The sequence below is a fragment of the Vagococcus intermedius genome (assembly GCF_029144185.1).
GTDB classification, from domain to species: Bacteria; Bacillota; Bacilli; order Lactobacillales; family Vagococcaceae; genus Vagococcus_D; species Vagococcus_D intermedius.
Window position 1 is genome coordinate 1 of record NZ_CP110232.1, and the last position, 14,001, is coordinate 14,001.

General features: G+C 35.0%; 12 protein-coding genes. 11 read left to right on the forward strand and 1 reads right to left on the reverse strand.

Annotated features, from left to right (window positions below):
- Positions 1-169: 169 nt before the first annotated feature.
- The 11 genes from dnaN to OL234_RS00055 all read left to right on the forward strand — a co-directional run bounded on the left by dnaN (position 170) and on the right by OL234_RS00055 (position 12,173).
- Positions 170-1,300 carry a DNA polymerase III subunit beta gene (gene dnaN, locus OL234_RS00005; RefSeq protein ID WP_275469137.1) on the forward strand — a complete coding sequence of 377 codons (1,131 nt, stop codon included), beginning with the start codon at positions 170-172 and terminating at the stop codon, positions 1,298-1,300.
- 199 nt (positions 1,301-1,499) lie between these two features.
- Complete coding sequence (gene yaaA / locus OL234_RS00010; RefSeq protein WP_275469138.1) at positions 1,500-1,757, forward strand: S4 domain-containing protein YaaA; 258 nt, start codon at positions 1,500-1,502, stop codon at positions 1,755-1,757.
- Entirely contained in the window at positions 1,744-2,865 is a 1,122-nt protein-coding gene (recF, locus tag OL234_RS00015) for a DNA replication/repair protein RecF (RefSeq protein WP_275469139.1), read from the forward strand. The genes yaaA and recF overlap by 14 nt, the downstream gene beginning before the upstream one ends.
- Before the next feature lie 14 nt (positions 2,866-2,879).
- The gene (gene gyrB / locus OL234_RS00020) at positions 2,880-4,820 is read left to right on the forward strand and encodes a DNA topoisomerase (ATP-hydrolyzing) subunit B (RefSeq protein WP_437184442.1); all 1,941 of its coding nucleotides are present in this window, start codon (positions 2,880-2,882) and stop codon (positions 4,818-4,820) included.
- Positions 4,821-4,837: 17 nt separating this feature from the next.
- On the forward strand, positions 4,838-7,342 hold the full coding sequence (gene gyrA, locus OL234_RS00025) for a DNA gyrase subunit A (RefSeq protein WP_275469141.1): 2,505 nt from the start codon (positions 4,838-4,840) through the stop codon (positions 7,340-7,342).
- Positions 7,343-7,507: 165 nt separating this feature from the next.
- On the forward strand, positions 7,508-7,807 hold the full coding sequence (rpsF, locus tag OL234_RS00030) for a 30S ribosomal protein S6 (protein WP_275469142.1): 300 nt from the start codon (positions 7,508-7,510) through the stop codon (positions 7,805-7,807).
- 42 nt (positions 7,808-7,849) lie between these two features.
- A complete protein-coding gene (ssb, locus tag OL234_RS00035; RefSeq protein WP_275469143.1) occupies positions 7,850-8,371 on the forward strand; it encodes a single-stranded DNA-binding protein in 522 nt (173 codons plus the stop codon).
- A gap of 21 nt (positions 8,372-8,392) precedes the next feature.
- Entirely contained in the window at positions 8,393-8,635 is a 243-nt protein-coding gene (gene rpsR / locus OL234_RS00040; RefSeq protein ID WP_275469144.1) for a 30S ribosomal protein S18, read from the forward strand.
- 166 nt (positions 8,636-8,801) lie between these two features.
- Complete coding sequence (gene rplI / locus OL234_RS00045) at positions 8,802-9,257, forward strand: 50S ribosomal protein L9 (protein WP_275469145.1); 456 nt, start codon at positions 8,802-8,804, stop codon at positions 9,255-9,257.
- Positions 9,258-9,344: 87 nt separating this feature from the next.
- Positions 9,345-10,709 (forward strand): replicative DNA helicase, encoded by a 1,365-nt coding sequence (gene dnaB, locus OL234_RS00050; RefSeq protein ID WP_275469146.1) that lies wholly within the window; start codon positions 9,345-9,347, stop codon positions 10,707-10,709.
- Between the two features lie 171 nt (positions 10,710-10,880).
- Positions 10,881-12,173 (forward strand): adenylosuccinate synthase, encoded by a 1,293-nt coding sequence (locus OL234_RS00055; protein ID WP_275469147.1) that lies wholly within the window; start codon positions 10,881-10,883, stop codon positions 12,171-12,173.
- Between the two features lie 87 nt (positions 12,174-12,260).
- Here the strand turns inward: OL234_RS00055 and OL234_RS00060 are convergent, their stop codons facing one another.
- Entirely contained in the window at positions 12,261-13,886 is a 1,626-nt protein-coding gene (locus tag OL234_RS00060) for an ABC-F family ATP-binding cassette domain-containing protein (protein ID WP_275469148.1), read from the reverse strand.
- Positions 13,887-14,001 lie beyond the last annotated feature (115 nt).

Consider the following 14,001-nt stretch of genomic DNA (forward strand, 5'->3'; position numbering starts at 1 on the left):
CTTGTGGATAACATAAAAGTTATTAAAAAATTATTAACAGGTTATTCACATATAGGTACGGCTTCATAAATAAGCTTTAGAACGAGTTTTCCACAGTACTAACAGTGCCTACTACTACTACTATTTTTTAATATAATAAAATAAACTAAATAAGGAGTGCTTAACTATTATGAAACTAACAATTAATAGATCAATTTTTTTAAATGAATTATCAACAGTTCAGCGTGCCATCTCATCAAAAACAACGATACCTATTTTAACTGGTGTCAAATTAGCTTTATCTAATGATGGCCTTTCTTTAACAGGAAGTAATGCTGATATTTCAATTGAAACGGTCTTAAGTAATACTAATACTAAAGCGGAAATGTTAATTGAACGAACAGGGGCTGTGGTATTACCCTCACGCTTTTTTGGAGAAATTATCAGAAAATTACCAGAATCAGTTTTCACATTAGAAGTATTGCCTTCAAATGAAGCAATTATTACATCAGGAGCGGCTCGTTTCACTATTAATGGCTTGTCTGCGGATAATTATCCGCATTTACCTATTGTGGATGAAAACAACCAATTAAAGATATCAGTGAGAGTTTTAAACAAGATGATTGCTGAGACTGGTTTTGCAGTTTCGATGCAAGAAAGTCGCCCTATACTGACAGGAGTTCATTTTGTATTAAAGCATGCTAATTTACTAGCTGTGGCAACGGATAGTCATCGACTAAGTCAAAGAAATATTCCGATGGAATCTGGTGCAGAAGGATTTGACATTGTCGTACCAGGTAAAAGTTTATTGGAGCTATCTCGTTCATTTAAAGATGAAGAAGAAGAAGTTGAAATAAGTATTATGGAAAATCAAGTTTTATTTAAAACCAAAACAATGTATTTTTATTCTCGATTATTAGAAGGGAAGTATCCGGATACAGATCGTTTAATTCCAAATAACTTTGGTACAGAGATTCAATTTAGTGTTCCAAAACTATTGGCAGCTATTGAACGTGCCTCACTGTTGTCACATGAAGGACGTAATAACATTGTAAAATTATCAATTGATAGTAATAAAGCAATTATTTCTGGTAATTCCCCAGAGATTGGGAATGTTAAAGAAGAGTTAACTTATTTGAGTTTAAATGGAGAGCCTTTAGAAATTTCCTTCAATCCAGATTATATGAAAGATGCATTGAAAGCATTTGGTGGAATCGACGTGGTTGTTAAGTTTATTTCACCTGTACGGCCGTTTACTTTGGAGCCAGTAGACAATAGTATTTCATTTATTCAATTGATTACTCCAGTTAGAACTACCTAAAAAAGACTGCCTAAAAAGGCAGTCTTTTTTTTAAAAACGCCAAAAAACTCGATTTAAGCCTATTTACTCTCTTTAGGATAAAAACTATCTATTTATCATACAATGACTAAAAATCGAATAAAAACAAGTAAATTTGTAATTTAAGCAATTAAAAGGTATAATAATAAGAAGAAAATGCTTCAATTAAGAAGGTGAAATTTTGAAAGAAAAGTTTAAATTAAAAGCAGAATATATTACATTAGGTCAATTTTTGAAAGAAACCATGATAATTTCAAGTGGTGGAATGGCGAAATGGTATTTACGTGAAAATGCTGTGTTTGTTGACGGCGAATTAGAAACACGTCGTGGTCGTAAGTTATACGCTGGTATGATGATTGAAATACCTGAAGAAGGTACTTTTTTTATGGAAAAAATGACAGATGAGAGTAGTGAGGACCAGCTAAATGAAATTAACTAATATTCATTTAGAAGATTATCGTAACTACGAAACACTTGCATTAGATTTTACTAAATCGTTAACTATTTTTTTGGGAGAAAATGCTCAAGGTAAAACCAATTTATTGGAAAGTATCTATGTTTTGGCAATGACGCGTAGCCATCGAACGAGTCATGAAAAAGAATTAATCGCTTGGGATAAAGATTATGCTCGAATTGTAGGGGATGTCCAAAAAAAGAATCAAACCATTCGTATGGAGATGGCAATAGCCACGAAAGGTAAAAAAACAAAACTAAACCATATTGAACAAAAAAAGCTAAGTGATTATGTTGGCGAGTTGAATGTGGTTTTGTTTGCTCCTGAGGATCTTTACTTAATAAAAGGAGCACCACAAGTTAGACGACGTTTTATTGATATGGAGCTTGGGCAAATCAGTCCCCTTTATTTGTATCATTTATCGAATTATCAACGAGTTTTAAAACAACGTAACAAGTATTTAAAACAAGTAGCTGGACTTAAGGAAGTCGATGAAGCGTATCTTTCTGTTCTATCAGAACAGTTGGCTGAATCAGGCAGCCATGTTTTATACCTAAGGTATCAATTTATTCAGAAGCTTGAGAAATGGTCGCAAGTAATTCATCAAGGTATTACGGAGAATCGTGAAGCTCTAAGTATTCGTTATCAACCAAGTATTAAAATTGACGAAACTCATTCGCAAAAAGAGGTTCAACAAATTTATCTAGATGACTTAGAAAAAAATATAAACAAAGAACTGTTCAAACAAACTACAATCATCGGCCCTCATCGTGATGATTTACTTTTTTTTATAGGTGAACAAAATGTTCAAACTTTTGGTTCTCAAGGGCAACAAAGAACGACTGCCTTAAGTTTGAAACTCGCAGAAATTGAATTAATTAAAGCAGAAATTGGGGAATATCCAATTTTATTATTAGATGATGTCATGAGTGAACTTGATGATGAGCGTCAAATTCACTTGTTAAAAACAATTGAAGGAAAAGTTCAAACGTTTGTCACAACGACAACGTTACAACATTTAACTCATCGTTTACAAAGTAGTCCTGATATTTTTATGGTGACTAATGGCAAGGTAGAGAGGAAGAGTGAGTAAGAGTGACAGAAGAAATAAAAAAATACTCTGATGATAAAGCAAGGGAATATGACGCTAGTCAAATTCAAGTTTTAGAAGGATTAGAAGCGGTAAGAAAACGTCCAGGTATGTATATCGGTTCAACTAGTGGTCAAGGCTTACACCATTTAGTTTGGGAGATTGTCGATAATTCGATTGACGAGGCATTAGCTGGATTTTGTACAGAAATTAATGTAGAAATAGAGCCTGATGGTAGTATTACTGTTGTAGATGATGGACGTGGGATTCCAGTAGGAATGCAGGCTAAAACAGGACGTCCAGCAGTCGAAACAGTATTCACCGTACTACATGCCGGTGGTAAGTTTGGCGGTGGCGGTTATAAAGTTTCAGGTGGCTTACATGGTGTTGGTTCATCTGTTGTTAACGCTCTTTCTAAACAATTAGATGTTAAAGTTTATACTAATGGTAAAATTCATTATCAAGAATTCTTACAAGGAAAAGTAACAGATGATTTAATAGTTATTGGTGAAACTGATCGGCATGGTACGACCGTTCACTTTACACCAGACCCAGAGATTTTTACGGAAACAGTAGATTTTGAATATGAAAAATTAGCGACACGTATGCGTGAGTTAGCTTTCTTAAATCGTGGTTTAAAGTTGACGATTGAGGATAAGCGTGAAGGTCAAGAAGAAAAACGTGAATTTCATTATGAAGGTGGGATCAAGAGCTATGTTGAACACCTAAATGAAAATAAAACAGTTCTGTTTGAAGAGCCAATCTATACTGAAGGTGAGCAACAAGATATTACTGTTGAAGTTGCAATTCAGTATACTGATGGTTATCATACGAATTTATTAAGTTTTGCTAATAATATTCATACCTATGAAGGTGGAACACATGAATTTGGTTTTAGAACGGCATTGACTCGTGTAATTAATGACTATGCGCGTAAACAAAAACTGATTAAAGAGAATGAAGAGAACTTAAGCGGGGAAGATGTACGTGAAGGAATAACAGCAGTTATTTCAATAAAACATCCTGAACCACAATTTGAAGGACAAACTAAAACAAAATTAGGTAATTCAGAAGTGCGAACAGTTACCGATCGTCTATTCTCTGAGGCCTTTAATAAATTCTTGTTGGAAAATCCAACTGTTGCTAAAAAAGTAGTTGAAAAAGGACTTTTAGCTTCAAAAGCCAGATTAGCCGCTAAAAGAGCACGTGAAGTCACACGTCGTAAAGGTGCTTTGGAAATCAGTAATTTACCAGGGAAGCTAGCTGACTGTTCAAGCCGTAATCCTGAAAAATCAGAGTTATTTATCGTTGAGGGAGATTCTGCGGGTGGTTCTGCTAAGCAAGGTCGTGATCGTGAGTATCAAGCAATTTTACCAATTCGTGGTAAAATATTAAATGTTGAAAAAGCTAGTATGGAAAAAATCTTAGAAAACACAGAAATCCGTTCTTTGTTTACAGCAATGGGAACAGGATTTGGTGAGGATTTTGATATATCGAAAGCTCGCTATCATAAATTAGTTATTATGACCGATGCCGATGTTGATGGGGCTCATATTAGAACTTTATTACTAACGTTATTTTATCGTTTCATGCGACCAATCGTTGAAGCAGGTTATGTTTATATTGCACAGCCGCCTTTATACGGAATTAAGCAAGGAAAAAATATTACGTATATTCAACCAGGGAAAGATGCTGATAGTAATCTTGCTAATACTATTGAAGAATTACCAGCAACACCAAAACCAAATATTCAACGTTATAAAGGACTTGGTGAGATGGATGATCACCAATTATGGGAGACAACAATGGATCCTGAGAGACGTTTAATGTTACGTGTGACAGTTGATGATGCAATTAAGGCCGATCAAGTATTTGAGATGTTGATGGGGGACAAAGTAGAACCTCGTCGTAACTTTATCGAAGAAAATGCTCGTTATGTTAAAAATTTAGATATCTAAATTAAGGAGAAGTTTTCATGACAGATGAAATAAGAGAAAATGTAAAAGACGTCAATCTGACCAGTGAGATGCAAGATTCATTTATTGATTATGCGATGAGTGTTATTGTTTCTCGTGCATTACCAGATGTTAGAGATGGGTTAAAACCTGTTCACCGTCGTATTTTATACGGGATGAATGATTTAGGTGTAACACCCGATAAAGCACACAAGAAATCGGCTCGTATCGTTGGAGACGTAATGGGTAAATATCATCCTCATGGTGATAGTGCTATTTATGAATCAATGGTTCGGATGGCTCAACCTTTTAGTTACCGTCAAATGCTAGTAGATGGTCATGGTAACTTTGGTTCAGTTGACGGTGATGGTGCAGCAGCAATGCGTTATACCGAAGCACGTATGAGCAAAATTGCTTTAGAAATGTTAAGAGATATCAATAAAAACACGGTTGATTTTGGTAAAAATTATGATGAGACTGAAAAAGAACCGTTAGTTCTACCAGCTCGTTTCCCGAACTTATTAGTAAATGGTACGACAGGAATTGCAGTTGGTATGGCGACTAATATCCCACCACATAATTTAGGTGAAGTTATTGATGCGACAACGCTCTTGATGGATAATCCAGATGCTTCAATTATGGAGTTGATGGAGGTGCTACCTGGACCTGACTTCCCAACTGGTGGTCTTGTAATGGGCAAATCGGGTATTAGAAAGGCTTATGAGACAGGTAAAGGATCTATTACAGTTCGAGCTAAAGTAGATATTGAAGAAATGTCTAATGGCAAAGAGCGAATTATCGTGACCGAATTACCTTATATGGTAAATAAGGCGAAGCTAATTGAGCGTATTGCTGAGTTGAGTCGTGAAAAACGTATTGAAGGTATGACTGACCTACGTGATGAATCATCGCGTGAGGGGATGAGAATAGTCATTGAAGTTCGTCGTGATGTTAGCGCATCTGTTATTTTAAATAACTTATATAAAATGACAGCTCTGCAAAATTCCTTTGGTTTCAATATGTTGGCGATTGTTGATGGAGAACCTAAAATTTTGAGTTTAAAATCAATTTTATCACACTATATTACCCATCAAGAAGAAGTAATCCGTCGTCGAACAGAGTTTGATAAAGACAAAGCCGAAGCACGTGCTCATATCTTAGAAGGGCTACGTATTGCACTAGACCATATAGATGAAATTATTCGTATTATTCGGGCCTCAGAATCTGATGATGTTGCTAAGGCAAGTTTGATTTCAGAATTTGCACTTTCAGATCGTCAAGCTCAAGCAATTTTAGATATGCGTTTACGCCGTCTAACCGGTTTAGAACGCGATAAAATTGAAAAAGAATACCAAGAACTATTAGCTTTGATTTCTGATTTAAAAGATATTTTAGCCAATCATTACCGTATTGTTGAAATTATTAAAACTGAACTACAAGAAGTCAAAGATCGTTATGATGATGCGAGACGAACAGAATTGCTTGTAGGGGAAGTATTAAGCCTTGAAGATGAAGATTTGATAGAGGAAGAGGACATTGTAATTACCTTGACTCATAACGGTTATATTAAACGTTTAGCGAACTCTGAGTTTAGAGCTCAAAAACGTGGAGGCCGTGGTGTCCAAGGTATGGGGATGCACGATGATGATTTTGTTGAAAATCTAGTGTCATGTTCAACTCACGATACCTTACTATTTTTCACTAATAATGGAAAAGTTTATCAGGCCAAAGGCTATGAAATTCCAGAATATGGTCGTACAGCTAAAGGAATACCTGTTATTAATCTTTTAGGTATCAATTCGTCTGAGAAAATTGAAGCAATTATTAGTGTTGAAGGTCAAGCAACGGAAGATAAGTACTTATTCTTTACAACACGTAAGGGAGTTGTAAAACGTACCTCAACTAAATCATTTGCAAATATTCGTAGTAATGGCTTGATTGCTATTGGTTTACGTGACGATGACGAACTGATTAATGTTTGTGTGACTGATGGTAGTAAAAAAATTATTATCGGGACGCATTTAGGCTATTCAGTAACTTTTGATGAGAATGACGTTCGTGATATGGGTCGAACGGCAACGGGTGTCCGTGGTGTTCGCTTAAGAGATGACGATTTCGTTGTAGGAATGGCTATTATTGATGAACAGAAAGAAGTCTTAGTGATTACTGAAAATGGTTATGGTAAACGCACTTCAGGAGCTGAGTATCCTGTTAAAGGTCGTGGAGGTAAAGGAATTAAAACAGCCAATATAACTGAGAAAAATGGACCTCTTGCAGGACTAACAACAGTCAATGGTGATGAAGATATCTTATTGATTACCGATAAAGGTGTTATTATTAGATTTAGCGTAGATACTGTTTCTCAAACCGGACGTGCCACTCAAGGTGTTCGTTTAATTCGTTTAGAGGAAGATGCTCTAGTTTCAACAATGGCTAAAGTGGATCCAGAAGAAGTTATTGAAGAAGCTATAGTAACTGACACTGAAACAGGCGCAATTGATAATCAAGAAATAAGTAAAAAGTAATAATTATTCAACCTTACTTCAATGAGGTAGGTTGATTATTATAAAAAAATCTTGATTTTAAGGTAAGTTAATAGTATAATTGCAAGATGTGAGTGATCTGTAAAGGAACACTCTCCTTGCTCTATATTTAATAGAGCCTAAAGTCCATGAGGAGGTGAAATATCAATGAACCAAGTTACGAATTACGAAGTTATGTACATCATTCGTCCAAACATTGATGAAGAAACTAAAACTGCATTAGTTGATCGTTTTGATACTATTTTAAAAGACAACGGAGCAGAAATTTTAGAATCAAAAGATTGGGAAAAACGTCGCTTAGCGTACGAAATTAAAGATTGCCGTGAAGGTATCTACCATATCATTAAAGTTTCTTCAACAACTGCTGACGGTATCAACGAGTTTGATCGTTTAGCTAAAATCAATGACAACATTTTACGTCATATGATCGTTAAAGAAGAAAACTAAGATGTTTCACGTGAAACATCTTAATGAAAAGGGGATGGAGATATGATTAACAATGTTGTACTTGTCGGCCGTTTGACAAAAGATCCCGACCTACGTTATACAGCAAGTGGCTCAGCAGTTGCGACTTTTTCTTTGGCAGTAAACAGAAATTTTACTAACCAAAATGGAGAACGTGAAGCTGATTTCATTAATTGTGTAATCTGGAGAAAACCAGCAGAAACTTTAGCTAATTATACTCGTAAAGGATCTTTGATTGGTGTTGTAGGACGTATTCAATCACGTAACTATGAGAACCAACAAGGGCAAAGAGTTTATGTTACCGAAGTCGTTTGTGAGAATTTCCAAATGTTAGAATCTAAAAACGCCAGTGAGCAAAGAAATCAAGATCCTGGGTTTGGTGGAAGCCAAGCACAAGGTGGTTATCAACAACAAAGCAATCAGTCGTTTAACCAATCACCATCATCCCCACAACAAGAAATGCCAAGTTTCACACGTGAAGCAAATGATAATCCATTTGGTTCTGCGTCACAAATTGACATTTCTGATGATGATTTACCATTCTAAAATCGAACAGGAGGGAATATGATGGCTCAACAAAGAAGAGGCGGAAGAAGAAGACGTAAAGTATGTTACTTCTGTGCTAACCACGTAGACCACGTTGACTATAAAGAAGTTGAATTACTAAAAAGTAGATTTATTTCTGAAAGAGGTAAAATCTTACCTCGTCGTGTAACTGGAACATGTGCTAAACACCAACGTACATTAACAGTTGCTATTAAACGCGCACGTATCATGGGATTACTTCCATTCGTAGGCGAAGAACAATAGTAAATAGTTTAGAACCGATGCTTAGGCATCGGTTCTTTTTTGTCTAAAAAATATTTTTTTGAAATTCATAAACATTTATAGGAAGCTAAAAGTGTGGTAAAATAAGAGTAATCAAAGTACAAAAAGTAAGTTTAATCAAAGAAGTTAGAGAAAAGAGGAAACTGAAATGAAAGTTATTTTTCTTAAAGATGTAAAAGGACAAGGTAAAAAAGGTGAAGTGAAAGAGGTAGCATCAGGTTACGCTCAAAACTTCTTAATAAAAAATGGTCATGCCAAAGAAGCTACTACAAGTAGTATTAGTGCTTTAAAAGGTCAGAAAAAAGCTCAAGATAAGAAAGAAGAGCAGATTAAAGTTGAAGCAATTGAATTAAAAAAACATCTAGAAGCTGAAGGGTTTGAAGTAACAATTAAAGCTAAAGCAGGAGAAGATAGTCGCCTATTTGGTTCGATTCCTTCTAAACAGATAGCAGAGGCCTTAAATAAGGAACATGGTATCAAATTAGATAAACGTAAGATGGATTTACCACAACCAATTAGAAGTTTGGGATATCGTAGTGTACCAGTTAAGTTACATCATGATGTAACAGCAAATTTAAGAGTACATGTGATTGCGACTAATTAAAAGCGAATATTTCATTCGCTTTTTCCATTTGTATAAGTTATTGAAACTTCTCTAAGATAGAAGAAGGATAGTTGAAGGAGACAGTTAATGAGTGATGTAATACAAGATAGAGTACCGCCACAAAATATTGAGGCTGAACAGGCCGTTTTAGGATCAATTTTCTTGGATGCTGATTCGCTTATTGAAGCTATGGAATATTTACAAGTAAAAGATTTTTATCGACGTAGTCATCAAATTATTTTTGAAACAATGATTGGTTTGAATGATGTAGGAAATGCAATTGATGTCATCACAGTTAAAGATAAATTAGAACAATTGAATCTGATTGAAGATATCGGTGGTTTGAGTTATTTATCTGAGTTGGCAATGGCGGTACCCACAGCAGCTAATATTGTCCATTATGCTAAAATTGTTGAACAAAAAGCATTGTTACGTAATCTAATTCATACTGCTACAGAAATTGTTAGTCAGGGTTTTGAACAAAATGATGAAGTTGAAACAATTTTAGACGATGCTGAAAGAAAAATCTTGGATATTTCAGAGAAACGTAATCGTAGTGGCTTTTTATCAATTTCAGAAGTTTTAAATGATACATTTGAAGAGATCGATCGATTATCGCAACAAGATGAAGAGATTACAGGTTTACCAACGGGATACCACGCTTTAGATAAAATGACAGCGGGGTTACAACCTGAAGAGTTGATTATTCTTGCAGCACGACCAGCTGTTGGTAAAACAGCTTTTGCCTTGAATATTGCTCAAAATGTAGGAACAAAGACAGATAAAAGTGTGGCGATTTTCAGTTTAGAAATGGGAGCCTCTTCCCTAGTTAATCGAATGTTATGCGCAGAAGGAACAATTGAAGCGAGTCATTTAAGGACTGGTCAGTTGAATGAAGAAGAATGGCAAAATCTGATTATGGCAATGGGAAGTCTTTCTAAAGCCAATATATATATTGATGATACACCGGGAATCAAAATTACTGAAATTCGTGCTAAGTGTCGAAAGTTAGCGCAAGAACAAGGTGATTTAGGACTTATCCTAATTGATTACCTACAATTAATCGAAGGTACTGGACGAGAAAATAGGCAGCAAGAAGTTTCTGAAATTTCACGACAATTAAAAAAACTAGCCAAAGAATTAAAAGTACCAGTTATTGCCCTATCTCAGTTGTCACGTGGTGTTGAACAGCGTCAAGATAAGCGTCCGGTTTTAAGTGATATTCGTGAATCAGGATCAATTGAGCAAGATGCTGATATTGTTGCCTTCCTGTATCGTGATGATTATTATCGTGACGAAGAAGGCGATGATGATACGGAAGAAAAAGAAGACAATAATATTGTAGAAGTCATCATTGAAAAAAATAGAAGTGGTGCTAGAGGAACAGTCGAGTTGTTATTTATCAAGGAGTACAATAAATTTTCATCATTATCAACACGAACAGAATACTAATGTTCGTGTTTTTCTTTTTATGTGTTTTGAAAAAAGATAAATGTAAGGGAATTAAGTTTCATAAAGGGTTTATGAAAATAAATGTTCGATAATTTTCTTGATTTTTAACTCTAGCCTTGTTAGAATAAACAAGGAAACTTGATCATAAAAAAAAGAGAATGAGGTGTTCATATGTCATCAGTTGTTGTAGTAGGTACACAGTGGGGCGATGAAGGTAAAGGTAAGATTACTGACTTTTTAAGTGAGAATGCAGAGGTTATTGCACGTTATCAAGGTGGAGATAATGCAGGACACACAATTAAGTTCGACGGTGAGACATACAAATTACAATTGATTCCTTCAGGAATTTTTTACCAAGATAAAATTAGTGTTATTGGTAATGGTGTAGTTGTGAATCCTAAGTCACTTGTAACGGAATTAAAATATTTATCCGACCGTGGAATTAAAACAGATAATTTGCGTATTTCTGATCGTTCACACGTGATTTTACCTTATCATATTCAGCTAGATACATTACAAGAAGCTTCTAAAGGTGATAATAAAATTGGAACAACTAATAAAGGCATTGGACCAGCATATATGGACAAAGCATCAAGGGTAGGCATCCGTATGGCTGACTTATTAGATCGTGAAGTTTTTGAAGAACGGTTACGCATTAATTTAGAAGATAAAAATCGTGTTTTCACAAAATTATATGAAGCAGAAGCATTAAAATTTGAAGATATTTTTGAAGAGTATTATGAATACGGGCAACAAATTAAAAAGTATGTAACAGATACTTCAGTTATTTTAAATGATGCTTTAGATAGTGATAAACATGTGCTATTTGAAGGTGCTCAAGGTGTTATGCTAGATATTGATCATGGTACTTATCCTTTTGTTACTTCTTCAAACCCAGTTGCTGGTGGTGTTACCGTTGGTAGTGGCGTTGGACCTTCTAAAGTGGACAAAGTTGTAGGTGTTTGTAAAGCTTATACATCACGTGTTGGTGATGGTCCTTTCCCAACGGAACTATTTGATGAAGTTGGTGATCAAATCAGAACAGTTGGTCGTGAATTTGGAACTGTAACAGGACGCCCTCGTCGTGTTGGGTGGTTTGATACAGTGGTGATGCGTCATTCAAGACGTGTTTCAGGGATTACTAATCTATCATTAAATTCAATTGATGTTTTAAGTGGTTTGGAAACAGTTAAAATTTGTACGGCGTATGAGTTAGATGGAAATGTCATTGATTACTATCCAGCAAGCTTAAAAGAGTTGGAACGCTGTAAACCAATTTTTGAAGAACTGCCTGGTTGGTCAGAAGATATTACAGGGTGTCGTACACTTGAAGAATTGCCAGAAACAGCTCGTAATTATGTTAAACGTGTTTCTGAATTAGTGGGCGTTCGCGTTTCAACTTTCTCAGTTGGCCCCGACCGTAATCAAACAAATGTTTTAGAAGATGTTTGGGCACAAGTTTAAGAGTTATATACTAAAAAGTGGAGGTAGATTTAATCTACCTCCACTTTTTTAGTATATAAACAGGTACCACAAGGGTACCTGTAATGATTAGACTGCAAATAATGCTTTGACTTGTTTTTGTAAGTCTTTATTATCTAAGAATTCATCATAAGTTGTTTCAGCACGGTCAACAACACCCTTATCAGAAACAGCAATGATACGGTTGGCTAAAGTTTGAATGAATTGATGGTCATGTGAGGCAAATAAAATTGAGCCTTTGAATCCCATTAAGCCATCATTTAGTGCTGTGATTGATTCTAAATCTAAGTGATTAGTTGGGTCATCTAAGACTAGGACATTAGATTTAGATAACATTAATTTAGATAACATACAACGGACTTTTTCTCCTCCAGATAAAACGTTAACAGGTTTCATTACTTCATCACCTGAGAATAGCATTCTACCTAAGAAACTACGTAGGAAGGTATTGTCATCTTCTTCTTTACCAGCATATTGACGTAACCAATCTAAAATAGGTAAATTATTATCAAATTCGCTTGAATTATCTTTTGGTAAGTAAGCTTGGGTTGTTGTTACACCCCATTTAACAGTGCCTGCATCTGGTTCCATTTCGCCCATGATAATTTTAAATAAAGTTGTTGTGACAATATCCGTATTAGCAATGAAAGCTACTTTGTCATCTTTGTTTAAAGTAAAGGAGATATTGTCTAGAACTTTTTTACCATCAATTGTTTTAGAAACATTTTCAACAGTTAGTAAATCATTTCCAATTTCACGATCGGGACTAAATCCGACAAAAGGATAGCGACGTGAAGAGGGTTGAATATCGTCAATTGTAATTTTTTCTAACATTTTTTTACGTGAAGTTGCTTGTTTTGATTTAGATGCATTGGCACTAAATCTGGCAATGAAGTCTTGTAATTCTTTTACTTTTTCTTCTTTTTTAGAATTTTGATCGGCTTGTAATTTAGAAGCTAATTGACTTGATTCTAGCCAAAAGTCATAGTTACCAACATAAAGTTGAATTTTACCAAAGTCTAAGTCAGCCATATGTGTGCAAACTTTATTTAAGAAGTGACGGTCATGGGAAACAACAATGACTGTATTCTCAAAATTGATTAAAAATTCTTCTAACCAAGCGATAGATTGTGTATCTAACCCATTGGTAGGTTCATCAAGTAAAAGAACGTCAGGTTTACCAAATAAGGCTTGTGCTAGTAAAACTTTTACTTTCTGACCAGCTGAAAGTTCAGCCATTTTTTGATCATGTAAAGTATCAGGAATATTTAATCCTTGAAGCATCATAGCCGCTTCCGATTCTGCTTCCCAGCCGCCTAATTCAGCAAATTCTCCTTCTAATTCAGCAGCTCGAATACCATCTTCATCAGAAAAATCTTCTTTCATGTAAATTTCATCTTTTTCTTGCATTACTTCATATAAACGTTTGTGCCCCATCATAACTGTAGCAATAACAGTTTCTTCTTCATAATCAAAATGATTTTGTTTTAATGTGGCTAGGCGCTCATCTGGGCCCATAATCACAGTACCTGTTGTTGGTTCAATTGTTCCATCTAAAACTTTTAAGAAAGTAGATTTTCCAGCACCATTGGCACCAATTAACCCGTAACAGTTACCTGGGATAAATTTAATATTAACATCTTCAAATAATTTTCGGTCAGTTAATAACAAACTGACATTTGATACAGTAATCATGTCATTCCTCTATTCTTTATTCTATATTTTATCGTAATTTTTCGATAGACCTCTTTGCATTATAACGAGGAATTTATGCTTTTACAAGGTATTTACAAGGTTTTAAATAGAAGTA

Coding starts and splice junctions, on each gene's coding strand:
- rplI (WP_275469145.1), top strand. CDS start 8,802: ATGAAAGTTATTTTTCTTAAAGATGTAAAAGGACAAGGTAAAAAAGGT.
- OL234_RS00060 (WP_275469148.1), bottom strand. CDS start 13,886: ATGATTACTGTATCAAATGTCAGTTTGTTATTAACTGACCGAAAATTA.
- rpsF (WP_275469142.1), top strand. CDS start 7,508: ATGAACCAAGTTACGAATTACGAAGTTATGTACATCATTCGTCCAAAC.
- dnaN (WP_275469137.1), top strand. CDS start 170: ATGAAACTAACAATTAATAGATCAATTTTTTTAAATGAATTATCAACA.
- recF (WP_275469139.1), top strand. CDS start 1,744: ATGAAATTAACTAATATTCATTTAGAAGATTATCGTAACTACGAAACA.
- rpsR (WP_275469144.1), top strand. CDS start 8,393: ATGGCTCAACAAAGAAGAGGCGGAAGAAGAAGACGTAAAGTATGTTAC.
- dnaB (WP_275469146.1), top strand. CDS start 9,345: ATGAGTGATGTAATACAAGATAGAGTACCGCCACAAAATATTGAGGCT.
- gyrA (WP_275469141.1), top strand. CDS start 4,838: ATGACAGATGAAATAAGAGAAAATGTAAAAGACGTCAATCTGACCAGT.
- ssb (WP_275469143.1), top strand. CDS start 7,850: ATGATTAACAATGTTGTACTTGTCGGCCGTTTGACAAAAGATCCCGAC.
- OL234_RS00055 (WP_275469147.1), top strand. CDS start 10,881: ATGTCATCAGTTGTTGTAGTAGGTACACAGTGGGGCGATGAAGGTAAA.